The 26034-nt window shown below is 45.8% G+C and carries 14 protein-coding genes; 12 read left to right on the forward strand and 2 right to left on the reverse strand.

The genetic code is table 11. The features are described from left to right. The first annotated feature begins 349 nt into the window (after positions 1-349). The 4 genes from B2Z67_RS03955 to lpxA all read left to right on the forward strand — a co-directional run bounded on the left by B2Z67_RS03955 (position 350) and on the right by lpxA (position 7269). Positions 350-1522 (forward strand): efflux RND transporter periplasmic adaptor subunit, encoded by a 1173-nt coding sequence (locus B2Z67_RS03955; RefSeq protein WP_291528522.1) that lies wholly within the window; start codon positions 350-352, stop codon positions 1520-1522. 143 nt (positions 1523-1665) lie between these two features. Further along, on the forward strand, positions 1666-4878 hold the full coding sequence (locus tag B2Z67_RS03960) for an efflux RND transporter permease subunit (protein WP_291528523.1): 3213 nt from the start codon (positions 1666-1668) through the stop codon (positions 4876-4878). A 13-nt stretch (positions 4879-4891) separates the two neighbouring features. Beyond that, complete coding sequence (locus B2Z67_RS03965; protein WP_291528524.1) at positions 4892-6286, forward strand: TolC family protein; 1395 nt, start codon at positions 4892-4894, stop codon at positions 6284-6286. 215 nt (positions 6287-6501) lie between these two features. Continuing rightward, positions 6502-7269, forward strand: coding sequence for an acyl-ACP--UDP-N-acetylglucosamine O-acyltransferase (lpxA, locus tag B2Z67_RS03970; protein WP_291528525.1), 768 nt, complete (start codon positions 6502-6504; stop codon positions 7267-7269). A 237-nt stretch (positions 7270-7506) separates the two neighbouring features. Here lpxA and B2Z67_RS03975 read toward each other — a convergent pair whose 3' ends face one another. Then, positions 7507-8148, reverse strand: coding sequence for a carbohydrate-binding family 9-like protein (locus B2Z67_RS03975; RefSeq protein WP_349677263.1), 642 nt, complete (start codon positions 8146-8148; stop codon positions 7507-7509). A 314-nt stretch (positions 8149-8462) separates the two neighbouring features. Further along, positions 8463-9545 (reverse strand): phosphotransferase enzyme family protein, encoded by a 1083-nt coding sequence (locus B2Z67_RS03980; protein WP_291528527.1) that lies wholly within the window; start codon positions 9543-9545, stop codon positions 8463-8465. A gap of 493 nt (positions 9546-10038) precedes the next feature. Here B2Z67_RS03980 and B2Z67_RS03985 point away from each other — a divergent pair, with 493 nt between their 5' ends. The 8 genes from B2Z67_RS03985 to B2Z67_RS04020 all read left to right on the forward strand — a co-directional run bounded on the left by B2Z67_RS03985 (position 10039) and on the right by B2Z67_RS04020 (position 26018). Further along, a complete protein-coding gene (locus B2Z67_RS03985) occupies positions 10039-10569 on the forward strand; it encodes an RNA polymerase sigma-70 factor (protein WP_291528528.1) in 531 nt (176 codons plus the stop codon). Positions 10570-10616: 47 nt separating this feature from the next. Next, positions 10617-11846: a 6-bladed beta-propeller gene (locus B2Z67_RS03990; RefSeq protein WP_291528529.1), complete on the forward strand. Its 1230-nt coding sequence runs from the start codon at positions 10617-10619 to the stop codon at positions 11844-11846. Positions 11847-12293: 447 nt separating this feature from the next. Beyond that, positions 12294-13481, forward strand: a complete 1188-nt coding sequence (locus B2Z67_RS03995; RefSeq protein WP_291528530.1) for a FecR family protein — start codon at positions 12294-12296, stop codon at positions 13479-13481. 152 nt (positions 13482-13633) lie between these two features. Beyond that, positions 13634-16948: a TonB-dependent receptor gene (locus B2Z67_RS04000; RefSeq protein ID WP_291528531.1), complete on the forward strand. Its 3315-nt coding sequence runs from the start codon at positions 13634-13636 to the stop codon at positions 16946-16948. A gap of 25 nt (positions 16949-16973) precedes the next feature. Then, positions 16974-18773 carry a RagB/SusD family nutrient uptake outer membrane protein gene (locus B2Z67_RS04005; protein ID WP_291528532.1) on the forward strand — a complete coding sequence of 600 codons (1800 nt, stop codon included), beginning with the start codon at positions 16974-16976 and terminating at the stop codon, positions 18771-18773. Between the two features lie 38 nt (positions 18774-18811). Beyond that, positions 18812-19651, forward strand: coding sequence for a discoidin domain-containing protein (locus tag B2Z67_RS04010; protein ID WP_291528533.1), 840 nt, complete (start codon positions 18812-18814; stop codon positions 19649-19651). 256 nt (positions 19652-19907) lie between these two features. Further along, positions 19908-22130 carry a M60 family metallopeptidase gene (locus tag B2Z67_RS04015; protein ID WP_291528534.1) on the forward strand — a complete coding sequence of 741 codons (2223 nt, stop codon included), beginning with the start codon at positions 19908-19910 and terminating at the stop codon, positions 22128-22130. A gap of 21 nt (positions 22131-22151) precedes the next feature. Beyond that, positions 22152-26018, forward strand: a complete 3867-nt coding sequence (locus tag B2Z67_RS04020) for a TIM-barrel domain-containing protein (protein ID WP_291528535.1) — start codon at positions 22152-22154, stop codon at positions 26016-26018. Positions 26019-26034 lie beyond the last annotated feature (16 nt).

Consider the following 26034-nt stretch of genomic DNA (forward strand, 5'->3'; position numbering starts at 1 on the left):
CACTATGAATAATGTAGGTTAGTAATCGACAATATAAATAGTTTGCGAAAGCTCTGATTCTTACGTAATATTTATATAAAACATCGTTCAAAGCAGAACATTAATAAGACTAATTTGTTTAAAAGTAGACGATTTTGCAGTTCAAAACCAAAAGGAATCTTTTAGTTCTTCTCCTTTCTCCCCCCGAACAAATCCAGCTATGGAAAGAGAGAGAGAACCTTTAATCAGAGAGAAGCTTAAATCATAGAACCCCTTAATCAAAGACCCCTTCATTCAAAGAGACCCTTAATCAAAGAGACCCTTAATCAGAGAAATAAAATAAACCCAAAGACAGAGAATTATAACAAGTATGAAGAGTAGATTGATTTTGTTGGCATCTTGCCTGTCACTGTCCGGCTGCGGACAAGGCGACAAAGCCACGGGTAATGCGCCCGAATACGCAGTGATTACAGTGAACACTACCACAGCTAATTTAACGAATAGCTATCCCGCCACCATCAAGGGTAAACAAGACGTTGAAATCCGCCCGATGGTAAGCGGTTTCATCACCAAACTACATGTAGACGAAGGCGCCTTTGTACGCAAAGGGCAACTATTGTTCAGCATTGACCCCGTGCAGTACCAGGCCGCCGTCAATTCGGCTGAAGCCGCTGTAGAAACAGCCAAAGCCGCCGCAGACACGCAAGAACTCACGGTCAATAACAAACGTGAATTGAACGCAAAAAACATCATCAGTGATTACGACCTGCAAATGACCGAAAATCAACTGAAGCAAGCCAAGGCGCAACTGGCACAAGCGGAAGCACAATTGGTAAATGCCCGGAACAATCTGTCGTATACCAACGTAACCAGCCCCAGCGACGGTATAGTAGGCACCATTTCCTACCGCGTAGGAAGTTTAGTCAGCCCCACGGTAGCCACTCCCCTTACTACCGTTGCCGATATTTCCGAAATGTACGCCTATTTCTCCATGACCGAAAGAGAACTGCTATCCCAGATACGCGAAGGCGGCAGCGTTAACGAAATCCTCGCCAGGATGCCCAACGTATGGTTACAGCTTATCGACGGAACCATGTATGCAGACAGCGGACGCGTAGAGACCATTAGCGGCGTAATCGACCAGGCTACCGGTTCGGTCAGTATGCGCGCCCTTTTCCCCAACGGACGCAATATTCTGCGCAGCGGCGGCACGGGCAATGTGGTATTCCCCAATCCGATGCACAACGTCATCATGATACCGCAATCCGCCACAAACGAGATTCAGGACAAGAGATTCGTATTCGTTGTACAGTCCGACAGCATCCTCAAGAATACCGAAGTACAAGTATTCAAGCTCAACGACGGTAAGTACTATTACATAACCAACGGATTGAAAGCAGGCGACCGGATTGTAATCGAAGGTGTACAGAACCTGAAAGACGGCATGTCCATCACTCCTATCACTCCCGCCGAGAAAGAAGCCGAATACCAGAAAGCGCTGAAAGACCAGAAAGAAGGCAATATTGAAACAGCGTTTAATTAATGTTTAATGGTTAGTGATTAGTGATTAACGTTTAGTGATTAGTTAAGTTGCTAATCACTTATCACTAAACACTAACCGCTAACCACTAACTGCTAATCACTTATCACTAACCGCTAATCACTAGCTACTAATCAGTAAATAGCATGAAATTAGATAGATTCATCAATCGTCCGGTACTGTCCACGGTAATCTCCGTTCTGATAGTAATCCTGGGACTCATTGGCTTGGCTACGCTGCCTATTACCCAATATCCGGACATAGCCCCACCAACCGTATCGGTGCGCGCCTCTTATACCGGAGCCAACGCCCAAACGGTGTTAAACTCTGTCGTTGCACCGCTTGAAGACCAGATTAACGGTGTGGAGAACATGATGTACATGACCTCCGACGCTTCCAACAGCGGCTCCGCCAGCATCTCCGTATTCTTTAAACAGGGAACCAACCCGGATATGGCTGCCGTCAACGTACAGAACCGCGTTTCAATGGCACAAGGACTACTGCCCGCCGAAGTAACCCGCGTAGGCGTAACCACGCAAAAGCGCCAGACCTCCATGCTGATGATATTCTCCGTCTACGACGAGACAGACAAATACAACATCGAGTTCCTGGAGAACTACGCCAACATCAACCTCATTCCCGAGGTGAAACGTATTGCCGGTGTAGGCGACGCTATGGTGATGGGTGTGGACTACTCCATGCGCATCTGGCTGAAACCCGATGTAATGGCGCAATATAAACTGGTTCCCAACGATGTGGCGGCATCCCTTGCCGAGCAGAACATTGAAGCCGCTCCCGGACAATTTGGCGAACGCAGCAACCAGACATTCCAGTACACGATACGCTACAAGGGACGTCTGCAACAGCCGGAAGAATTTGAAAACATCGTTATCAAAGCCTTGGAAAACGGCGAAGTGCTCCGCCTGAAAGACATTGCCGACATAGAACTGGGACGTCTCACTTACGGTTTCAACAATACCGTAAACGGTCATAAAGCCGTGAGTTGCATCGTATTCCAAATGGCAGGAAGCAACGCCACTCAAACTATCAGCGATTTGGAAGAACTGTTGGACAGCTACTCCGGGAAACTGCCTTCCGGCGTAAGCATCAATATCGCACAAAGCGCCAACGACTTTCTGTATGCTTCCATCCACGAGGTAATCAAGACTTTGATTGAAGCGTTCATCCTCGTGTTCCTTGTAGTGTACCTCTTCCTGCAAGACTTCCGCTCCACGCTGATTCCCGCCATCGCCATTCCCGTGGCATTGATTGGAACATTCTTCGTGCTGAAGCTGATTGGTTTCAGTATCAACCTGCTAACCCTCTCCGCGATGGTACTTGCCATTGCCATTGTGGTGGACGACGCCATAGTCGTTGTCGAAGGCGTCCATGCGAAGTTAGACCAAGGGTATAAATCAGCCCGCACCGCTTCCATCGACGCCATGAGTGAACTGGGCGGCGCCATTGTTTCCATCACATTGGTCATGATGTCGGTATTCGTTCCGGTTAGTTTCATGGGTGGTACGGCAGGTACATTCTATCGGCAGTTCGGTCTTACTATGGCTATCGCCATTGGTTTCTCCGCATTGAACGCCTTAACCCTGAGTCCCGCCCTGTGCGCCATCTTCCTGAAACCTCACGATGAAAGCGGCAAAAAGAAGTCCACCTTCATCAGCCGGTTCCATACCGGCTTCAATGTTGCTTACGAGAAGATGGTGAAGAAATATAAGAAACAAGTGCTCTTCTTCATTCAAAAGAGATGGCTCACCTTCGGCTGCGTAGCTGCGTCTATCGTACTGCTGGTATTCTTCATGCAGATTACGCCAACGGGTATGGTTCCAAACGAAGACACAGGAACCATTATGGGCGCGGTAACTCTGCCTCCCGGCACTTCACAGGAGCGTGCACGCGAGATACTGAACCGTGTAGACAGTCTGGTAGCAGCCGATCCCGCCGTTGCATCCCGCACGGTAATCTCCGGCTTCAGCTTCCTGGGCGGACAAGGCCCTTCTTATGGCTCCATCATCGTCAAGCTAAAGAACTGGGATGAACGTTCCACCATGCAGAATTCAAACTTTGTGTACATCACGCTGTTTATGCGTGCGCAGAAAATTATCAAGGAGGCTCAGGTATTATTCTTCGCCCCTCCGATGATTCCGGGGTATTCTGCATCCAGCGACATCGAATTGAACATGCAGGATAAGACAGGCGGCGACCTGAACCACTTCTTCGACATAGTAAACAACTACACCGCCGAATTGCAGAAACGCCCGGAAATAAACTCCGCTAAAACCAGCTTCAACCCCAACTTCCCGCAGTATATGCTGGACATCGACGCTGCCGCCTGCAAGAAAGCCGGCCTCAGTCCAAACGACATTCTCAGCACCATGCAAGGATACTTCGGCGGTTTGTATGCTTCCAACTTCAACAGTTTCGGCAAGATGTACCGCGTAATGATTCAGGCTGAACCCGAAGCTACCAAGAACCTGGAATCTTTGTCAAGCATCAAGGTACGCAACGGCAACGAGATGGCGCCCATCACCCAATTTATTTCTATCAAGAAAGTGTACGGGCCGGATGTTATCAGTCGTTTCAATCTCTATACTTCCATGAAAGTAATGGTTTCTCCCGCTTCCGGTTATACTTCGGGTCAGGCGCTGGCAGCCATATCCGAGGTTGCCAATGAAAATCTGCCTGCCGGCTTCGGTTACGAGTACGGAGGTATAGCACGCGAGGAAGCTGCAAGCAGCGGTAGCACCACAGGCCTGATCTTCCTGCTCTGCTTCGTCTTCGTTTACCTGTTGCTGAGTGCGCAGTACGAAAGCTACATCCTGCCGCTATCCGTATTGCTGTCCATTCCGTTCGGTCTGCTGGGTAGCTTCCTGTTTGTCAACGGCATGAGCGCCATCGGTAACATCTCCATCATGAAGATGATAATGGGGTCTATGTCCAACGACATTTACATGCAAATCGCCCTCATTATGTTGATGGGACTGTTGGCAAAGAACGCCATCCTGATTGTAGAGTTCGCCCTCGAGCGCCGCAAAATGGGAATGAGTATCACGTGGGCAGCCGTACTGGGTGCCGCTGCACGTCTGCGCCCCATCCTCATGACGTCAGGGGCTATGATTGTCGGTTTGATTCCGTTAATGCTGGCTTCCGGTGCAGGAGCCAACGGCAACCGCACGCTGGGTACTTCCGCCATTGGCGGTATGCTAATCGGTATGATATTGCAGATATTCGTTGTGCCCGCACTGTTTGTTGCATTCCAGTATCTGCAAGAGAAGATTAAGCCGATGGAATGGGCGGATATAGACAATTCCGACGCGAAACCTGAGATTGAACAATATGCAAAATAGGTATTAGATAAAGATGAAGAAACAAATTATAACCCTGATGTGTACAGCTGTTTTGTTAAGTAGTTGCCATATCTACAAGTCATACGACAGACCCGAGGATATCACTACCGCCGGACTGTATCGTGATACGGCATCCATAAACGACACGTTGTTGGTTGCGGATACCGCCAGCTTCGGTAATCTGCCCTGGAGGGAAGTATTTACCGACCCTCAGTTGCAGGCGCTCATCGAAAAAGGATTGGAAAACAATTCCGATATACGCACCGCCGCCCTGAAAGTGAAAGAAGCGGAAGCCCCGTTGCTGGCAGCCAAACTCGCCTTTGCGCCTGCACTGGCGCTGTCCCCGCAGGGAACCATCAGCAGCTTCGACCGTAACGCCGCTACCAAGACATATTCACTGCCCGTAACCGCCACATGGCAAATAGACCTCTTCGGTCAGTTACTGAATCCGAAACGTTATGCCAAAGCTACGCTGGAACAAACGAAGGCTTATCAACAGGCCGTGCATAGCCAAATCATCGCCGGTATCGCCAACATGTACTACACACTGCTCATGCTGGACCGCCAACTGGGGATATCTCAACAGACCGCCGACATCATGAAGCGGAACACTGAAACGATGCAGGCAATGAAGGATGCAGCCATGTATAACATCAATGCTGCCGGCGTAGAACAAAGTCGTGCCGCCTACGCCCAGGTGTTAGCCTCTCTGCCTGAGATTCGCCGCAGCATACGCCAGACGGAAAACGCTCTCAGCATCCTGCTGGGTGAAGCTCCGCAAACCGTCAAACGCGGAGTGCTGGAAGACCAGCAACTTCCAGCGGAATTCTCCGTAGGAGTGCCTTTGCAGATGCTTTCCAACCGCCCGGACGTGAAAGCAGCCGAGATGTCACTGGCTGCCGCATACTATAATACAAATACGGCGCGCTCCAACTTCTATCCGCGGATTACGCTCGGCGGTTCGGCAGGCTGGACTAACAGTGCGGGTTCCGCCATCATCAATCCGGCTAAGTTCCTGGCTTCTGCCGTTGCATCACTGACACAGCCGTTGTTCCAGAACGGTGCAAACATCGCCCGGCTGAAAATAGCCAAGGCTCAGCAGGAAGAAGCCAAGATACAATTCCGGCAAACATTACTGAATGCCGGAAGCGAAGTTAGCAACGCCCTGTATCAGTATCAGGCTAATACGGAAAAAGCTGCATCCCGTACCATGCAGGTAAACTCCGCCAAAAATGCGGCGGATTATACAAAGGAATTGTTTAGCTTAGGCACGTCAACCTATCTGGAAGTGCTGTCCGCCGAGCAATCTTATCTCAGCGCCCAGCTTTCCGAGGTATCCGACACTTTCGACCGTATGCAGGCTGTGGTGAGTTTGTATCAGGCGTTGGGGGGAGGAAGGGAGTATTAACGATTAGGGATTAGGGGTTAGTGTTTAGTGATTAATAAGAGTATCTCGATGATTAATGATTAATAGAGATACTCCTGTTAATCATTAATCTTAATTAGTAATCGTTAATCGCTAATCACTCATCAGTAAACACTAATCACTGCGAAGCTCCGCTTCGCCCAATTCCCTTTTATAGTACAAACTAATTATGTCGAAACATTATATAAATAACAATTATGATAAGTCCATTAGCATTTGTAGATTCTGCCGCAAAGCTCGGCAAGAATGTAACGGTTCAGCCTTTCGCATACATAGAAGGCGATGTAGAGATTGGTGACGAGTGCATAATCATGTCCGGTGCACGCATCCTCGAAGGTACACGTATGGGGCAAGGGAACAAGGTGCATCACGGCGCTGTGCTCGGTACTATGCCGCAAGATTTCAATTTCACGGGTGACAAAACTCTGCTGGTTATCGGCGACAAGAATGATATCCGCGAGAATGTAGTTATCAGCCGTGCCACACACGAGGGAGACGCCACCCGCATCGGCAATGAAAACTTTCTTATGGAAGGCGTACACCTGTGTCACGACGTACAGGTAGGCGACCACTGTGTACTGGGACTCAAGGCTGCCATAGCCGGCAACTGCCGGATAGATACCTGCTCTATCCTGAGCAGCAACGTCATTCTGCACCAAGGCAGCCATATCGGCGGTTGGGTATTGATACAGGCAGGATGCCGCATATCGAAAGATGTACCGCCTTACGTCATTATGCATGGTAATCCGGCTACCTATCACGGCGTCAACGCCTTAATACTGCAACACCGGAATAACACAAGCGAACGCATTCTGCGCCATATCGTAAACGCTTACCGGTTGATTTATCAGGGCAATTTCAGCATACAGGACGCCTTGCAAAAGGTAGAAGACCAAGTACCGATGAGTGACGAGATACAGAATATCCTCGACTTCATACGAACGTCGAAAGGTATTGTGAAATAAGAAAAATGCCTCTTACATTAACCTGCATTATTCATGCTGTAGGAGTTAGAGGAGTTAAAGGAGTTATCGCTTCGCTCAGGAGTTATCAGCCCTTAAGCGGGCTTAGGAGTTAAAGTCGATACTCCGTATCTGATTTAACTCTGCATATCAGAGCATTACTATCGGCTTTAACCCCTCTAACTCCTAAGCGAAGCAATAACTCCCTTAACTCCTAACCGACATGAATCATACAGGCTATTATTCAAAATTCAGCGTACCAAAGAAATCGGGACGATGGAAGTCCGGCTTCTGTATTTCAATGGGATTCCACGAAAGGAAATGAGGAGTCTGAAGTTTATCGCCGCATTTATAGAAATTGGCACGGATTTTCTTTCCGTCAAGATTAGTAAGCCGGTGCTTGAAGAAAGCGGAATAAGGAATCACTAACGCTACTTCCCAATTACATTCGCCTATCCGTTCTTCAAAAGAGTCACGACCCAGAGAAGACCAACGCTGTACTTTATCCATCACTTCCTGCGACGCATGTTCACGGTTGCCGCGTTCGGCGCCTGCGCCTATGAGAAGAGTTCCTACACAGTTACATTCAATATTGTAGTATATTCCGTCACCGGCCGGTATGGAAAAGAATTCCACGCAAGCATCTTCCCATACAGGACCGTTATCTCCGGCGGCTACCGCACGGACACTGGCCTCTTTCACTTTATAATGCAACAGAATGGCATCGTCCGTATGCGCAATACGGAATTCCACTTCCGGACGGTAAGGGTATGACTCCCAGTTCACCGTATTAATCGGCTGAAAAGCCACTTCTTCTTTGTTGAGCAGAGCGGGAACATCTTTCACCGCTACACTTGCCACACTTACTTTCTTTACATTCAGCTCTTTCATTTCATTCTTTTGGGGGTTAGATGCGAACAGGGGGGAAGTACAGAACAAAACTATCAGTAATGCTGTAAGACCCCGGAATGCGTTCGCAAAGGATATTTTATTCATATAAACATTGTGTTAAGCTATAAATTGTATCTCACCTGAGGCTGTATCAAAGGTAAAGTGCATTATCAAAAAGACATTCCTCGTCCGCAGATTACGCAGATAACACAGATTCGATTTTACAGAAATCCGCGCAATCCGTGTAACCTGCGGATGAAAGACTGCTCTGGTACATCCTCAAATGAGATACTTCTATTGGGTATTTACAAGGACGATTTAATAAACTCCTGCATCTCCGGCGTATGCTCTTCTGCGCTCTGCAACAGCTTGAACTGCGCTTTTGTGCGTACCAGATTGTGCTCCGGATATTTAGTTTTATAATAAGTATCACCGTTAATGTAATCCGCCAGGAAACGGACACACTGCATATAAGGGAACAAGGCGGCAGCATAAGGCAGATTTTCAATCTCTACCGGAAGCAGGAATGCGCGGGCGGATTCCAGATACCCTTTGGCAAACGCCTTGAATATTTCCATATTGAAGTTCACATTATCCAGGTCCTTATCATCCTCAGCACCCGTGTTTGCGGCGGAACGGAGGAAATCACCGAAGTCAGAGAAGATAAAATTGGGCATTACCGTGTCGAGGTCAATGACGCAAAGCACCTTACCGTCCTCGTCGAACAGCATGTTGTTTACCTTCGTGTCGCAGTGGCATACGCGTTTGGGCAGTTTTCCTTCGCGATACAGGCGTTCGCCCTTGCACATTTCATCCGCACGTTTTTCTATTTCATCCAGATAGCATTGCACTTCCTTCACACGGCCTGCCGCATCGGCAGCAACCGCATCACGAAGTTGTTTCAAACGGAATTCCATATTATGGAAATCAGGAATTGTTTCGCCCAATGTATCAGGAATATCGGCAAGCATTGCCTGGAAGTTACCGAAAGCCACTCCGGCGTAATAAGAATATTCCGGGTCAACCGTTTCATAAGTCTTTGCATTGGGTATGAAAGTCATGATACGCCAGTAGTTCTCACCGTCATACCAGTACGTTTTGCCCGTATCGGCGGGGACGAAAGAAAGCACTTTACGCTCTATATCCTCCGCGCCCTGTTCCGTCAGTTTCCTACGGATATGGCGGGTTACAGCTTCAATATTAGCCTGTAACATATCCACATTCCGGAAAATGGCATGGTTGATACGTTGTAACACATAATCGGGAGCGTCCGTTTCGAGGGTAGTCACTTTGTAGGTGTCATTGATCAGTCCGCTACCCAGAGGCTGAATTTCTTTAATTGTACCTTCCGCTTTGAAGTGGGATACAATAGATTGCAGGTTAGCCATAATGCTTAATTATTTAGATTTAAAATTAGTATGCAAATGCATCTTCCCGCTAAAGGGAAAATCTACATTCATCCGACAAAGGCACAAAAGTAGAAATTTTGGCAAACATAACCATAAAAATCGCATAATAAACTTCATCCCCATGAAGAAAATGTCTGATATTGGCATCCGAGACTCCAAAATACCGCAGGAAAAGTGCAAAAGCCGGTTTATCCGGCAAAAACGTGGGCAGAACATACTCTCTGCATACCCGCTCCTCTCTTGCTCCTCTCTTGCCCCCATAAAAGTCCCGACAGGAGGAGCAATAGAGGAGCAGTAGAGGAGCGGGTAAGGAGCGGGTATGGACGAAATGTGCCGCAAATGCTCCCGGCTTGTGCAACGAAAAACATGCGAAAATTGTGCGCAAAGCAATATATTTATTTAACTTTGTGCGCAACATATAAAACGGGAATTGTAACTAATCAAATTTAATACTGAGATACAAGCTTTATTTATGCATCTCCAAAATCATACAACCGGAATGGATGAACGTCGCTTTAAACGTTTTGTCGAATTCTATTCGAATGATTTGCTGTATTATGTCCGGTACCTCGTATATTCAAAGGAAGAGGCAGAAGAAATAGTAAGTGACGTATTCTTTGAGGTCTGGCAGAATAAGGATAAAATAGAGGAGATACAAAACATAAGAGCATGGCTGTTTACCATTGCCCACAATAAAACCATTTCCTATTTAAGAAAAAGAAATCAATCAAGCTCTTCCATCTCATGGGACGAGGTAGGCGAGCACGCCATCCCTTGTGATTTGCAGACTCCCGATGAAAAGCTTATCAGCCGCGAGGAGATGTCCCGCATCAACAACATCATTGATACCCTCCCACCCCGGTGCAAGCAGGTTTTTGTACTGGCAAAGATAGAGAAGCTGCCTTATAAAAATATTGCAGAGATATTAGATATCTCCGTCAAGACCATTAATATCCACATAGCCAAGGCTTTAGAACTAATCTCAAAAGGCTTGAAAAAATAATCTCAAAAAATATCGATCCCGAATAGGAAAACAATGAATAGAAAGATATGAAGAAGTTAAAAACAATACTTATTGTTGTGTTTGCATGGCTTTCGTACTGTTCCTGTTCTTCAGGAGCGAAAAACAATCATGCAACATCTCCCGCAAACCATAATGAGAATCTTCTTGTTATCGACCTCGACAAAGCCGATTATGTAGACCGAATCCTTTATTCATCATTATTCAACCCTCCAAGAAGCATTCTTCTGGAAACAAAAGATGATTGCTTGATAAAGTGCGTGTCGGGCGTGCAAATCCATCAAAACAGAATCTATATTCTTGATAATGAATACAATAAATTATTGGTTTATGACATGAATGGGGCCTTTATGTATCAAATAGGAAGGGTAGGAATGGGACCGGGAGAGTATTCGAACATCACAGACTTCACGATTGATACGCAGCATCAATTCCTTTATATGTTGAATCATTATACGAATGATATATTCAAGTATAGCATTGAGCCTGTCGAATTTGTTGAAAAGATAAAAACAGAGACAGCCGACGAATATATTTTTGGAATTCAGTATGTAGCCGGTTCTCTGTATGCTAATGTTGCCCCTGCCTACGAAGGTAAAAACAAAGATTTATTAATGAAAATCAATTTGCCGGAAGGTAGCTTGGATACCACTTTTTTAGATACGGACGCATACAATCGGGGATTTAACATCCCTCTACGCGCGCCCGGAGGATTCTTCCATTCCAGAACCAGCGAAACTCCTCAATACATACAAATGTTTATGGATACCATTGTGACCTTATCCAGGAACGAAGTAACCCCTACAGTCATGATAAAAAGCAAGGATTTCGCTTCGTACGAAGACATAGAGCGTTTAGAGAAGATGAATGATGAAAAAGGATACTTTGATATGCTCTCTCTTGAAGGAAAAATACATTGTATTAGTCATTACGTAGAGTTCAACAACTATATCTGCTTTCAATTTATAAAAGGCCACCTTCGACACTATCTATTATATAACAGAATCACCGAGGAAACAAAAATTACGGAAAGCTTCATCAATGATTATGTGCAAACGGGGGATTGGATAACACCTTTTGAAATCTGGTTTAATGATGAAAAAGGCGTTTATTCTGTTCTTACGCAAGATTACATTCCGCATTTTATAAAAGTAGCAGGGTTGGGAGAATTAAGCCCAACCGTGGATCGGTACGAAGAATTAAGAAATATGAAAGAAGATGTTAACCCGGTTATATTCTTTCATGAATATAAGAATTGATAAGGTGTAAAGTGAGTAACTTGAGTTTCGCATGTTATTTATATTGTTGATTATCAGTAGTATCCCGTTTCTCCTCCTCCTGGGAGGTTGCTCTCCCCCGATAACGGGGGAGCCGGAGGGGGTTAGTACCGCAGGGGGAGGTGGTAGGTGAAAAAAGAATTCTTTAGAGTTATGATTAATAGGTATTTNNTTTTACCTACCACCTCCCCCCTGGCGGGGTACTCCTCCTCCCGGGAGGAGGAGAATAGGGATAGTACTGATGATCAATAGAGATAGTACTGGTTATCAATAGGGATAGTTCAGTTATATACAGACAGGCTGCGAGACTTGAGTTAAAGGCTTTAGAACTAATCTCAAAAGGCTTGAAAAAATAATCTCAAAAAATATCGATCTCGAATAGGAGATCAAAAAAATAATTGCGTCTTATATAGTAATACGAATATGTTAATGGAAGAAAACAACAAAGAAGAAAACGTATACGAGAAGTTGGCATCTTATCTCGACGACTGTTTTGCATCTACGGATGAGAAACCTTTCCGGTCGGAAGAAGAGAAAGAAGAATTTCAGAAACTGATGTTTATATGGGATGAATGCCATCCTGAAAAAGTAGAAACAGAAGGAATATGGAACAAAACTCTTCAAAAGATAAAGAAGAATGATGCACCGAACGTATTGCATCCCCAGCGCCGGTCGGCTAACAAGCCTGCATGGATTTGGGGAGCGGCAGCTTCTGTTGCTCTTTTGATGGGTGTTTATTTCTTCTCTCAAGAAAAAGTGGAGGAAGAAATAAACGAAGCACAGAAAATGGAGCAATACATGCTGGCAAATACTTCCAATGACGACGTAAAAGAAGTTACGTTGGTTGTTTCCGATAAAAAGAAAATAGAACTGGCCAATAACTCGCAGGTAGCTTATTCGTCCACAGGACAGGTACACGTCAATTCGGACAAACTGGAAGAAGAAGCGAAAGAAGAAAAGCAAGACCAAGCCGAAGAATACAACCAGATTATTGTCCCTAAAGGACGGCGCTCTATGATTGTGCTTGCCGACAATAGTAAGATATGGATAAACTCGGGCAGTAAAGTGATTTATCCACGTGCGTTTAAAGAAGGAAAAAGACAAATCTATATCGAAGGAGAAGTTTACCTGAAAGTCGCCCGCGATGAAGCCAAACCCTTTACCGTGAGCACATCGGCCTTTGAAGTGGAAGTACTTGGAACATCCTTCAACATTTCCGCCTACAAAGGCAGTTCCAAAGCAAATGTGGTACTGGTTGAAGGCGCGGTAAACGTAAAAGACCGCCAGAAACACCACATCAAGATGCAACCCAACGAATTGGTAGAGCTGAACGAAGCGGGCATCCATAGAAAGGAGAAAGTGAATGCACTCGAATACATTAACTGGGTGGATGGAGTATGGCCCTTAAATGGGAAAACATTAAAAGAAGTGGTTCAATACCTAAGCGAATACTACGGGCAGATAATTTTCTGCGACCCATCCATAGAGAATGAACCTTTCTACGGGAAACTATTCCTGAACGAAGATTTGGATAGAGTATTAGAATCTATCAGACAAACCTTACCCGAAACACTCACTGTGAAAAACGATATTATCTATGCGGAAAGCAATCAATGAAAAACATACGTTAACCCTTAAAATGTAAAGAAATGAAGAAATAGAAAGAAGAAGAACAAACAAAAAACAGTCGGTCAATACTCCCAATATTGCCCGACCGTAAGAGATTTCAGTCAACAAATTATTTTAGTAACAAAAATCAGTACGAAAGTATGAAAAAGAAGATGACTTCTTATCAGACTAAGAGGTATTTTTTATCTCTTTATCTATTAATTAGTGTTTTTTTATTAACCGGAGGGCATTTTGTTCCCCTTCGTGCAGCAGAAGCTCGCGAAACAAGCAATGAACAAGCTGTGAAAACCACGCAAACAGTGAAAGAAGTATTCAGCCACATTGAGCGGAACAGTAACTTCGTTATTCTGTATTCTAAAGAACTTTTGTCCGAATTGGAGAAAAAAGTATCCATCAACATGAACGGTAAAAAGCCGGAGGAAATTCTGAAAGAACTTTCGCAAATCACGAATCTGGCATACAAAATCAACGGCCGGCAAGTGAGTGTGGTAGTTAAGAAAGCACCAGCCCCACAGGTAGAACAGCAAAACCCTGATATTAAAGTCAGTGGACAGGTGTTTGACGAAAACGGAGAAACGATTCCGGGAGCCAATGTCATTGTAAAAGGCAATAGCGGAGTGGGTACTGTGACCGGTGTGGATGGTAATTTCACGTTGAATGTACCTCCGGGTGCAACGCTGCTTGTATCGTTCATAGGATACACCACCTACGAGCATGCAGTGAAAGGAACCGGACCAATAGTTATAAGACTGGTGCCTGATGCCAAAGCTCTGGAAGAGGTAATAGTGGTAGGGTATGGTCTGCAACGCAAAAGTTCTATCACAGGAGCCATCGCCTCACTTAAATCGGAGCAACTGAAAGATGTAACTACCCCGAGCGTAGCAAACATGCTGCAAGGTAAAGTAGCGGGAGTAGTAGTAACGCCAATATCAGGCCAGCCGGGCGCAGGAGTCAGCATTCGCATTCGCGGTATCGGGTCTATACGCGCTAAAGTTGAACCTTTATGGGTAATAGACGGCGTAGTAGGAGATGCTGTAGCCGAACTCAATCCTAACGACATAGAGAATATTGCCATCCTGAAGGACGGTGCGGCTACTGCGCTATACGGATCACGCGGAGCAAACGGCGTGGTACAAGTAACCACCAAGCGCGGAGCATTGGGGGTATCGCAAGTAGATGTTTCGGCTAAGTTCAGTATTTCGCAGTTGCAACAAGGAAACCTGCAAATGATGAACGGAACGGAATATTATGACTACTTGCAAACGGCATATACCAATGCCGGCAATCTGCAAGATCAGGTTTGGCTCCAACCTTATTTGAAGGAACGGAACTTCAATTGGTGGGACTTCGCTACACAAAACGCACTCACCCAGAACTATAACATCAGCTACAGATATGGGAATGAAAAAGTGAGATCGTACATCTCGGGCGATTATTATACCGAAGAAGGTACCATCAAGGGATACGATTACGACCGTTTCACACTGCGCTCTAACACTGACTACATTGTGAATAAAAACCTCACCCTGAAAGCTAAAATAGCGGTGAGTTATCGCGAAACGTTTAATCAGCAGCAGTCCTTGGCTTACACGAGTTATACACCGTGGGACACACCGTGGGATTCGGAAGGTAACCTGAAAGATGGAAGCCAGGGTATGCCTAACGGCAATGATGCGCTGACAGCTAACCCCAGCGACTATTGGTATTCGGACGGTGGAAGCAACTATTTATACGACCGCCATTTGAATTGGGGCAACAATCGCCGCAATGCTACGGATTTAGGTTTTGGTTTCGATTATAAGATATTCGATTTCCTCACGCTGGAGTCAAATAACAAAGTAGGGTTCAGCAACAGTTATTCTAATACGTATACGGACCCTAACAGCCGTGCCGGCGCCGGAATTCATGGTTCATTCGCCGACGGTAATACCAACACTCGCTCTATCTATACCAGCCAGGTGCTGCGACTGCTGAAAACAATTGGGGAAAAGCACGAAATCAATGCCTATCTGGGTTATGACTATGACGAGTATCGTTACTGGACTTCATCAACCACTACATATAATATCTATCAGGGTGGTGAAACACTGGGCGCCGGCGCCGAAGACCCGGCAACATCGGGTAGCAAAACAGAGGAAAAGAATGCCGCCTATTTCTTTAACGGCAACTATTCATACGACAGCAAATACCTCTTCCAAGCTATGGTGCGCCGGGATGGTTCATCGCGTTTCGGTCTTAACAAGCGTTGGGCTACGTTTTGGTCGGTTGGCGCCGGATGGAACATGCACGAAGAAGAGTTTATCAGCACACTCGGCTTCGTCAATGAGCTGAAACCGCGTATCTCGTATGGTATTTCGGGTAACTTGCCGGGTGGCGCTTACGAGTGGACTACTAAACTGGACATCACGCAACAATATGCCAACGAGATTGCTTTCTATTCAAATTATGCCGGCAATCCCGACCTGACGTGGGAACAAACCGCTTCGCTGGACTTTGGATTAGACATGCGCTTGTTCGACCGGGTGAGCGTCACCTTCGACCTCTATTCCAAAAAGGTGAAAAACCTGATCTATCTGCGACACCTGCCCGCCGTAACAGGGTTCAACAGGCAGACTGCCAATAATGGAAAGTTAGAGAACAAAGGTTTTGAAATCACCATTACTCCGGAGATAATAAAGACCAAAGACCTCTATTGGGACATGAGTTTCAATCTGGGATACAACCAGAACAAGATTACCCACCTACCCGATGGAGACGATTTGGCTACCTATCAAGCTACGGCTGTAGGATATCCTTACCGCAACTGGTACATGCGCGAATGGGCCGGCGTTGATGCCATGACAGGAACACCCCTGTGGTTTAAAGTAAATGCTGAGACAGGCGAAAAAACGGCTACCGGCAATTACAATGAATCTACACGCGTATTGCTCGATGCTTCCCCTACCCCTAAATATAACGGCGCCATCAGCACTAACCTTTCGTGGAAAGGCTTGTCGCTCAACGCCAACTTCATATTCAGCGCCGGAGCCAAGATTTATAACGGTATGCGCGCCGGAGCGCTTGACCGCGATGCACAACGTCCATCTCAGCCTCCTATGAAGTTAGCCGACGGCTGGAGCCGGTGGGAAAAGCCGGGAGATATTGCCACGCATCCGCAACTCATAGCAGGAGGAAATAACATGGCTTCCGAACAATCTACCCGATATCTGGAAAACGGAGATTTCTTTAAGTTGAAGTCGTTGAGTGTATCCTATACGCTACCCAAAAAGATAGTAGAACCACTCAAGCTAAAGGATGTACGCATCTCCCTGGGAGGCGAAAACCTGTTCACTATCACCAAGTATTCGGGACAAGATCCTGAGATATTGTTCTCATCCGAATACAACGGTGCAGGTGGTTCCATCGGATACCCTACTATAAAACGTTTTACCGTAGGACTCAATGTTAATTTCTAATTTCAACATTTTAAAACAAACGATTATGAAGACAATATATACATTAGCGACCATCGCTCTGCTAATAATCATGGCAGGATGCAACTTGGATGTTCGGATGTATGATGGAGTGATGGCGGAAGACCTTGAACCCCGCAACATCACCGAGTTATCGCAAGGAAGTTACCGACTGTTGAAAAATGACGGTGGACTGATTGATAATGGATATTACTTTCAGAATTACGGCGCCGACGACTTGTCGTGGGGAGGTACTTCTACCAGTTACATGTTCAAAATGTATGATTATGGCAGGAACATAGCCAGCACCACCACCGAATATGCCTGGGAATTGGGTTATCGTACCATAGGGAATTGCAACAAGGTAATTGAAATGGGACAGGAATTGGGAGATCAGATTACTAAGGAACAAACAGTGATGATAGGCGAAAACTATTACCTGCGCGCTTTGTGCTACTTCTTACTGATCAATGAGTTTGCACAACCTTATTCCAACAATCCTCAGCAAAATCCAGGACTTCCCCTGAAGCTGACAAGCGATCAAAGCGATCTGCCTGAGAGCCGTTCTACCGTAGCGGAAGTGTACGAACAGATAGTGAAGGACTTGGAAGATGCCATTACCTACATGACTCTGCCTGAAGGTATGTTGGCAAAAAACAGCTGTTATGCCACCAAGGAAGCTGCTCAAGCCCTGTTGGCAAGGGTGTACCTCTACATGGAGAATTACGACGGAGCCTACAACATGGCCAATGCCGTTATCAACTCCGGAAGATTTCAGTTGATCACAGGCAGTCAATATGCCACATACCCGCAAGCTGTGCCCGAAGACAACAAAGAAACCATTTTCGCCGTACGCAGAACCATAAAGATGGACAACAGTAGCTACAGCAGACCCGGTGGATTGTTTATACGCGTAAACAATCAGGGATGGGAAGAAATTTATGCCTCTTCCAGATATATGGAGCTACTTGAACTCTATCTTGACGAGAACGGATACGCCAAAGACCTGCGCAGCAGTTTCATTACCAAAAGATACGTAGAAGATGGTACTAACACGGACATCTACCCCATTACCGGAAATCCCGCAAAGAACTATCAGAACTGGACATTTGCTTATGCCCGCAGGCAGACGGCAACCGGACCCAACTACGAGTATAAACAGGTGAAAATAGCCAAGCAACCCGATGGTACATACCGCATTACCAATGCAGCAGATGTAGCCTTGTTTACGAGTGACGTTATACAAACAGAGCCTTACAACCTGGGTACCCGCTATTATGTTACCGGAACAGACGGCACCAAATACATCGGCCGTGTTGAGCCTGAAGTGTACAATGCTCAAACTTTGAGACAGAAAGACAACCGGTTCCTTGTATATGCCATCAACAAGTGTTCATACCAGGAACAAGAGTTTCACCTGTGGTCGCCCCTTGTTTCGCGATTGGCTGAAATGTATCTGATACGCGCCGAAGTGAGTGCGCAGCGAGGACAAACGCAATTGGCATTAGACGATGTGAATGTACTTCGCCGGAGAGCAGGCATACCGGAATGGACACTTGCCAACATGGCTACCGCCGAAAACGGAGAAGCTAAAAACATAGTTAAGATTGTAGAGGAAGAACGCATGCTGGAACTGGCTTGGGAAGGACATCGCCGCTTTGATGTATTCCGCTGGAGACACACTATGGACAGAAAATATCCGGGCGGACACACTCATACCGAAGGAGACAAGTTCCTGGAAATACCCTACAACTCTCCGGCTGTATGCGAATACATTCCGCAAGCTCAGTATGATGCTTATCCATACGATTTGGGACAAAATCCTTAAGATTAAACGAAATAATAACTTTAAAAATAGATATATAGATGAAAAAGTTATCATATTTACTATCATTTCTTGTAGCTGTCATCCTGTATGGATGCGCAGAAACAGAACAACCATACGTAGGGTATATTGTTATTGAACGTGCTGTGGTAGAATCTTCTGCTAATTCTACAGCGACAATCACAGCAGATACGGATATCTCTTCTCCCATCACGATCGTAGACGAAGGAGCGGAATGGTGCGACGTCAATGTCAATGGCAAAGAGATTTCCATCACTACAAACCAAGCCAACACGGGAAGTAACTTCAGAACAACAACCGTACGTGTGAAGTGCGGGTATCGTGAAACGGCATTTACGGTGTTGCAAAAGTACAATGGACAACAATATCTTGAGTACGACTGGACGAAATGGACAGCCATAGGCTCGGATGTTCAGGCAAACGATGGTGGAGGGTATCCCAGTTTATTCTCCGAAGACCGTACAAAATTCTGGCACAGCCAGTACAGTCCTGCCAATGCTCCGCTGCCTCACTGGATTGTAATAGACATGAAAGAAGAATTGGAGTGTGCGCAGTTCAGTATCGGCAGACGCGCTTACGGTACAGGTCCTACCAATTACCCCTCGGTGAAAACAATGGAGATACATGCCAGTACCGACAACGAGAACTTCACCAAGGTAGGAGGCTTTACGTTTGCTTTACCGTGGGAAGCACCCGACGGCACGATGGTAAACGGCAACAGCACGTTAGTACCTCCTCATGAAGACATAGCGCTGCCTGCGCCTGTCACGGCACGCTATATAAAGCTTATCATTACGGAAACCAACAACACTACCGGTGTAGCACAAGTTAGTTTCTTCAAGGCTTATGAAAAGATTTAGGCAGCAAACTTTAGAGACTTATGTTTCGCGTTATTAAAACTGGTTTCACTGCTTTTATCCTGTTCAAAACACCTCCTGAATGAGGTAGGATGACTATACAATAGATGTAGGATGAGTCTACAACTCATCCTACATCAGTATATGAGAGGACTTAATCATGCTTAAGTAAGAGGTCGGTCAATCCTCCTCTAATAACACAATTCATTTAACCTTATTAATTGTTTACTCTAATCACTCAATCTAAATATCAATCTCCATGAAATATGTATATCTTATTATGATTCTGTTCCTCTCTATACTTACGTCATGCAACGAAGGAGAAGAAACACCGGAAACAGCCCCTTTCATCGAACTCAACAACAAATCTATTCAATTCGTACGCCAGGCTTCAAGCCAGACTTTTAGGGTAGATACGAATATAGATGATATAAAGTGCCTGGTTACGTCAGGTAGTGATTGGTGCAATGCATCTTATGCCGGCAATGAACTGACTATTACAGTGACAGGCAACAGTGCTTATAAACAGCGAACAGGCAATGTTTCACTAACCGGAAAGGGAGCTAAGGTAATCGTTACAATCACTCAGGAAGGGAAAGACATATCCATTCAGCAAGTGGGTGACGACGTAAGAATTACCGTGAAAAGCGCTACAGCGTCATCGCATCATGCCGGAGAAGAGATTGAGAAATCATTCGACGGAAGTCTGTCCACCATGTACCATTCCCCTTGGACTGCAAATGAATATATGCCCGTTACGCTGACCTACAGCTTCGAGAATGCGGGAACTATGGATTATCTGGTTTATACACCACGTACGGACAATGGTTCCAACGGAAACTTTCAGGAACTTGATTTATACATTGCCACTACAGAGAAACCAACCCCGGAACTCTACGGCACGTACAACTTTCAAGGAAACCCGGCAGCCTCGAGCATTAACTTTTCTCCTGCACTGGTGAATCCTACGCAAATAAAGTTTGTGGTAAAATCAGGCATTGGGGGATATGCCAGTTGTGCCGAGATGCAGTTTTACCGGAAAAACCCGGATAACTTTAACTATGCAGACCTGTTCACCGATGCTACCTGTTCCGAATTAAAGAATGGCATAGACGAGAATGCCATCAATGCCGTAGGAAACCGGTTCTTCAAAGAACTGGCTATGGAAATCCTTAAGGGTGAGTATGAAAGTGAATTCAGAGTGCAGAGTTACAAGTCATGGCAGCACCCGCGCTTCATGGCTGATAGTAACAAAACCGGTACTTACGGCTTGAGGGATAATCCTACGGGGATTTATGTCAATGCCAACGAAGATCTGGTAGTCCTGGTAGGCGATACGCACGGGCAAAACGTTTCATTGTTTGTGCAAGATACGGACAATACCGTCACAGGGATAACAATGCCTCTGTCCGAAGGTATCAACAAGAAAAGAATTACTGTTTCAGGGCTTTTATATGTGATGTACTACACTTCGACAGGAACAGAACAACCCATCAGGATAAACATTGCATCCGGTTCTGTGAACGGTTACTTCGACAGTGGCAAGCATACAAAAGAAGATTGGAACAGGTTACTGGATAAAGCTACTTACAAACACTTCGATGTTATCGGGCAATATGCTTCCCTGACTTTTGAGACCGATGCCTTTAAAAGGTACACGCCCGACGGATTGGCATTGATTAATAAATATGACGATCTGGTACGCCTGGAACAGGAATTTATGGGATTGCCCGATTACGATAGGAACTATAAGAATCGCGCTTACTTTCTGGCAATATATAATGAGAAAGATCACATGTATGCCACCGACTATTACATGGGATATAATGTAAATACTCAACCTGATATACTGGATTTGCGGAAATTCACTACCACCGCTTGTTGGGGACCGGCGCATGAACTGGGGCATATTCACCAAACACGTCCCGGACTCAAATGGCTTGGCATGACGGAAGTAACCACCAATATCCATTCACTACATGTTCAAACTTCCTGGGGCAATACATCCCGGCTGTTGACAGACAATCGCTATACAAGTGCATTCGGCAGTTTGCTGAAAACGGGTAAAGCCCACAATGAAATAGATGATGTATGGGTAAAATTGATTCCTTTTTGGCAATTGAAACTTTATATGATAGATATATTAGGAAAAAACAATTTCTATAAGTACATTTACGAGCAATTACGGCTACAGCCAAATGTAAATACCAACGAAATGACAGACGGTTATTACCAATTGAATTTTGTGAAGCTCGCTTGTGAATCAGCCCGGTTAGACCTGACAGACTTCTTCGAAGCCTGGGGCTTTCTTACGCCAATCAACCGGACAGTGACCGATTACAGTACAGCCCAATTCACCATTACCCGGCAGCAGATAGACCAGACAAAAGCGGAAATAGCCTCGAAGAACTACCCTAAACCCAATCATAACAATATCTATGACATAAAAGACGACAATCTATCTAATTATAGAGATCTCTAACCAATAATAAATGTATGAAGTATGAGTAATTTATTAAGTAATCTTAATCTCGGAAAATGGAAAGTAACGTCGCTTGCTTTCTTCCTACTTACGGCATCCTCCTGTCCGGCTGCACAAGCAGCATACGGAGGGCAAATCAACACCGTGGAACAACAACAGGTTCCTCAAATTGCTGGTGTGACAAGAATCAATCCGACTACGGTCGAGGTTTTATTCTCGAATCAGCAACGCATGACCATTGACTTCTATGGCGAAAACATCTTTAGAATGTTTCAGGACAATGCCGGAGGTATTCTGCGCGACCCGGCAGCAAAGCCTGAAGCAAAGATATTGGTAAGCCAACCCCGCAAGGGCGTTTCTTTGCTTGACGTTAAAGACGAAGCCGGCATGATATCCATTGCAACCGCAAAGGTGAAAGTTCAGTTGGACAAGAACACTGCATTGATGAAAGTCGTTAACCTGGAAACAGGGGTCACTGTATTGGAAGAGACTCAGCTCACTCTTTTCGAAAAAGAAAGAGTCACCCTGAGGCTGAAAGAAAATCCGCAGGAGTACTTCTACGGCGGCGGCGTACAGAACGGACGCTTCTCACACAAAGGTAAAACCATTGCCATTGAAAACCAAAACAGTTGGACAGACGGTGGTGTAGCATCGCCTAACCCGTACTATTGGTCTACGAATGGCTACGGTATCATGTGGTACACCTTCAAAAGAGGTGTTTACGACTTCGGAAGAGCAGAAAAGGGTATCGTGAAGTTGTCTCACGAAACGGATTACCTGGATCTCTTCGTTATGGTGAACGATGGCGCCGTGCCTCTGCTGAACGATTACTACCAACTGACGGGCAACCCGGTATTGATACCAAAATTCGGCTTCTATCAAGGTCATCTGAATGCCTACAACCGCGACTACTGGAAAGAAGACGAAAGCGGAATTCTCTTTGAAGACGGAAAGCGCTACAAAGAGAGCCAGAAGGACAATGGCGGCACCAAGGAATCACTGAACGGGGAAAAGAACAATTACCAATTCTCGGCGCGCGCTGTGATAGACCGCTATAAGAATCATGACATGCCTTTTGGCTGGTTATTGCCTAACGATGGTTATGGAGCAGGGTACGGTCAGACGGAAACAATTGACGGAAACATCCGGAACCTGAAAGAACTGACGGACTATGCTCACAGGAATGGCGTGGAAATTGGTCTTTGGACACAATCTGATTTGCACCCCAAAGCCGGTATCAGCGCTTTGCTGCAACGTGATATCGTAAAAGAAGTGCGGGACGCAGGCGTACGTGTGCTGAAGACTGACGTTGCCTGGGTAGGAGCCGGATACTCTTTCGGATTGAACGGCATTACGGACGTGGCGAACATCATGACATACTATGGTAATGACGCCCGCCCTTTCATCATCTCCCTCGATGGTTGGGCAGGCACGCAGCGGTACGCCGGTATTTGGTCGGGCGATCAAACCGGAGGCACATGGGAGTATATTCGCTTCCACATACCTACTTATATAGGTTCAGGACTTTCCGGTAACCCCAATATTTGTTCCGACATGGATGGCATCTTCGGAGGAAAGAACCCGGTTGTTAATACCAGAGACTTCCAATGGAAAACCTTTACTCCCATGCAGTTGAATATGGACGGATGGGGTTCCAATGAAAAGTATCCCCACGCTTTGGGTGAACCCGCCACTTCTATCAACCGTTGGTATCTGAAACTGAAATCAGAAATCATGCCTTACGCCTATAGCATTGCCAGAGAATCGGTAGACGGTCTGCCTATGATTCGGGCTATGCTCCTCGAATATCCTAATCCTTATACATCAGGTAAGGCTACGCAGTATCAGTTCCTCTATGGACCGTACTTCCTCGTAGCGCCTATCTATCAAGCTACCAAAGATGATGAACAAGGCAACGATATCCGCAACGGTATCTACCTGCCCGAAGGCGAATGGGTAGATTACTTCTCCGGTGAAATATATCAGGGCAACCGTATCATCAACAGCTACGCTTCTCCGCTCTGGAAGTTGCCCATATTTGTGAAGAACGGAGCCATCATACCCATGACGTCCCCCAATAACAACGTCAAAGAAACAGCCAAGAATCTACGCATATACGAACTCTACCCCTACGGGCAGAGCACATTCACCGAGTATGACGACGATGGTATCACCGAAGAATACCGCACCGGTAAAGGTGTAACCACCCTGATAGAGTCAGGCGCCGGCGCGAAAGGTGATGTAACAGTAACCATCCAACCGGCTCAAGGTGATTTCAACGGCTTCGTAAAAGAGAAAGCCACTGAATTCAGAATCAACGTAACCGAAAAGCCTAAGAAAGTTTCGGCAACCATCGGAAAAAGTAAGGTTAAGCTGGCGGAAGCAAGCAGTATGGAAGAATTCCTTCAAAAGGAGAATGTCTACTTCTATGATGCCAAGCCCAACCTGAATAAGTTCGCTACCAAAGGCAGCGAATTCGAGAAAGAGATTATCACCAAAAATCCGCAATTCCTCGTGAAGCTGGCTGCCACGGACATCACAGCAAACCGGACCACCTTGAAGATTGACGGATTCGTATTTGCGCCAACGGACAGTTACAAAACAACAACCGGTTCATTGGTTGCCCCCAAAGCGCAGGTAACTGATGAGAACACAGCTTCTTACACCCTGAAACCAACTTGGAGCACGGTAGATAATGCCGACTATTACGAGATAGAGTTTAACGGAATGAACTACAGCACCATCAAAGACACGGAGCTGATATTTGACGACTTGAATGTAGAAACCGCTTACGACTTCAAGATACGCGCGGTGAACAAAGACGGTTATTCGGATTGGTCAACTTTCAGCGCCACTACCAAGAAAGATCCGTTGGAGTTCGCCATACATGGCATTACCGGGGAAACTTCCGTTCAAAACCAGGGACGCTCGCTCCGCAGGCTGTTTGACTTTGAAGAAGGGGAATTGTGGCACACAAAGTATAATGAGAAAGCTGTCCCATTCGACTTGGTTATAGACCTGAAAACAATCAACCAGATTGAGAAGTTCCACTATCTGCCCCGCGGTGAAGCCGGAAACGGAACTATACTGAAAGGAACGGTCAGTTACAGTATGGACAAAGAGAACTGGACGGAAGCCGGAGCCTTTGAATGGCAGCGGAACAGTGAAACCAAAGTGTTCTCATTCCCGCAAACTCCTACCGTACGTTATATCAAGATGAACGTCACCGAGGCTGTGGGCAACTATGGTTCGGGAAAAGAGTTGTATGTATTTAAGGTGCCGGGAACTGAGAGTTATCTGCCGGGCGACATCAACAATGATAAGTTAGTTGACGAGAACGACCTGACTTCGTACACCAACTATACCGGATTGAGGAGAGGTGACGCTGACTTTGAAGGCTATATCAGCAACGGCGACCTGAATCGCAACGGTTTGATTGACGCTTACGATATTTCCGCCGTAGCTACGCAGCTCGGTGGTGGCGCCAAGGGCGTTAGAGGCGAAAAGCCGGAAGGAAGTCTCAGCATCAGTACCTCGAAGCGTACTTACGCTAAGGACGAAATAATTCAGGTGTTAGTAAAAGGTACAGGGCTGCGTCATGTAAATGCCCTCAGCTTTGCTCTGCCCTACAATCCTGCTGATTATGAATTCGTTGGTGTACAACAATTGGGCATGAAGGACATGGAGAATCTAACCAATGACAGGCTCCATACTAATGGCGTTAAGTCTCTATATCCCACTTTCGTGAACATCGGAGAGAAGGAATCGCTTGAAGGTGACAGTGATTTGTTCATTATCAAGCTCAAAGCCAGAAAGAATGTAACCTTCAATCTGAAAGTAACGGACGGATATCTGGTGGATAAACATATGAATGTTGTTATGTTCTAACAGAAGGTTAGTAGTG

The organism is Bacteroides sp. UBA939 (genome assembly GCF_002293435.1).
GTDB lineage: Bacteria > Bacteroidota > Bacteroidia > Bacteroidales > Bacteroidaceae > Bacteroides.

Excerpts from the sequence above, each read along its gene's own strand:
- lpxA (WP_291528525.1), top strand. The coding sequence starts at position 6,502 with ATGATAAGTCCATTAGCATTTGTAGATTCTGCCGCAAAGCTCGGCAAG.
- B2Z67_RS04005 (WP_291528532.1), top strand. The coding sequence starts at position 16,974 with ATGAAGACAATATATACATTAGCGACCATCGCTCTGCTAATAATCATG.
- B2Z67_RS03965 (WP_291528524.1), top strand. The coding sequence starts at position 4,892 with ATGAAGAAACAAATTATAACCCTGATGTGTACAGCTGTTTTGTTAAGT.
- B2Z67_RS04015 (WP_291528534.1), top strand. The coding sequence starts at position 19,908 with ATGAAATATGTATATCTTATTATGATTCTGTTCCTCTCTATACTTACG.
- B2Z67_RS04020 (WP_291528535.1), top strand. The coding sequence starts at position 22,152 with ATGAGTAATTTATTAAGTAATCTTAATCTCGGAAAATGGAAAGTAACG.
- B2Z67_RS03990 (WP_291528529.1), top strand. The coding sequence starts at position 10,617 with ATGAAGAAGTTAAAAACAATACTTATTGTTGTGTTTGCATGGCTTTCG.
- B2Z67_RS04010 (WP_291528533.1), top strand. The coding sequence starts at position 18,812 with ATGAAAAAGTTATCATATTTACTATCATTTCTTGTAGCTGTCATCCTG.
- B2Z67_RS04000 (WP_291528531.1), top strand. The coding sequence starts at position 13,634 with ATGAAAAAGAAGATGACTTCTTATCAGACTAAGAGGTATTTTTTATCT.
- B2Z67_RS03985 (WP_291528528.1), top strand. The coding sequence starts at position 10,039 with ATGCATCTCCAAAATCATACAACCGGAATGGATGAACGTCGCTTTAAA.
- B2Z67_RS03980 (WP_291528527.1), bottom strand. The coding sequence starts at position 9,545 with ATGGCTAACCTGCAATCTATTGTATCCCACTTCAAAGCGGAAGGTACA.
- B2Z67_RS03995 (WP_291528530.1), top strand. The coding sequence starts at position 12,294 with ATGGAAGAAAACAACAAAGAAGAAAACGTATACGAGAAGTTGGCATCT.
- B2Z67_RS03955 (WP_291528522.1), top strand. The coding sequence starts at position 350 with ATGAAGAGTAGATTGATTTTGTTGGCATCTTGCCTGTCACTGTCCGGC.
- B2Z67_RS03960 (WP_291528523.1), top strand. The coding sequence starts at position 1,666 with ATGAAATTAGATAGATTCATCAATCGTCCGGTACTGTCCACGGTAATC.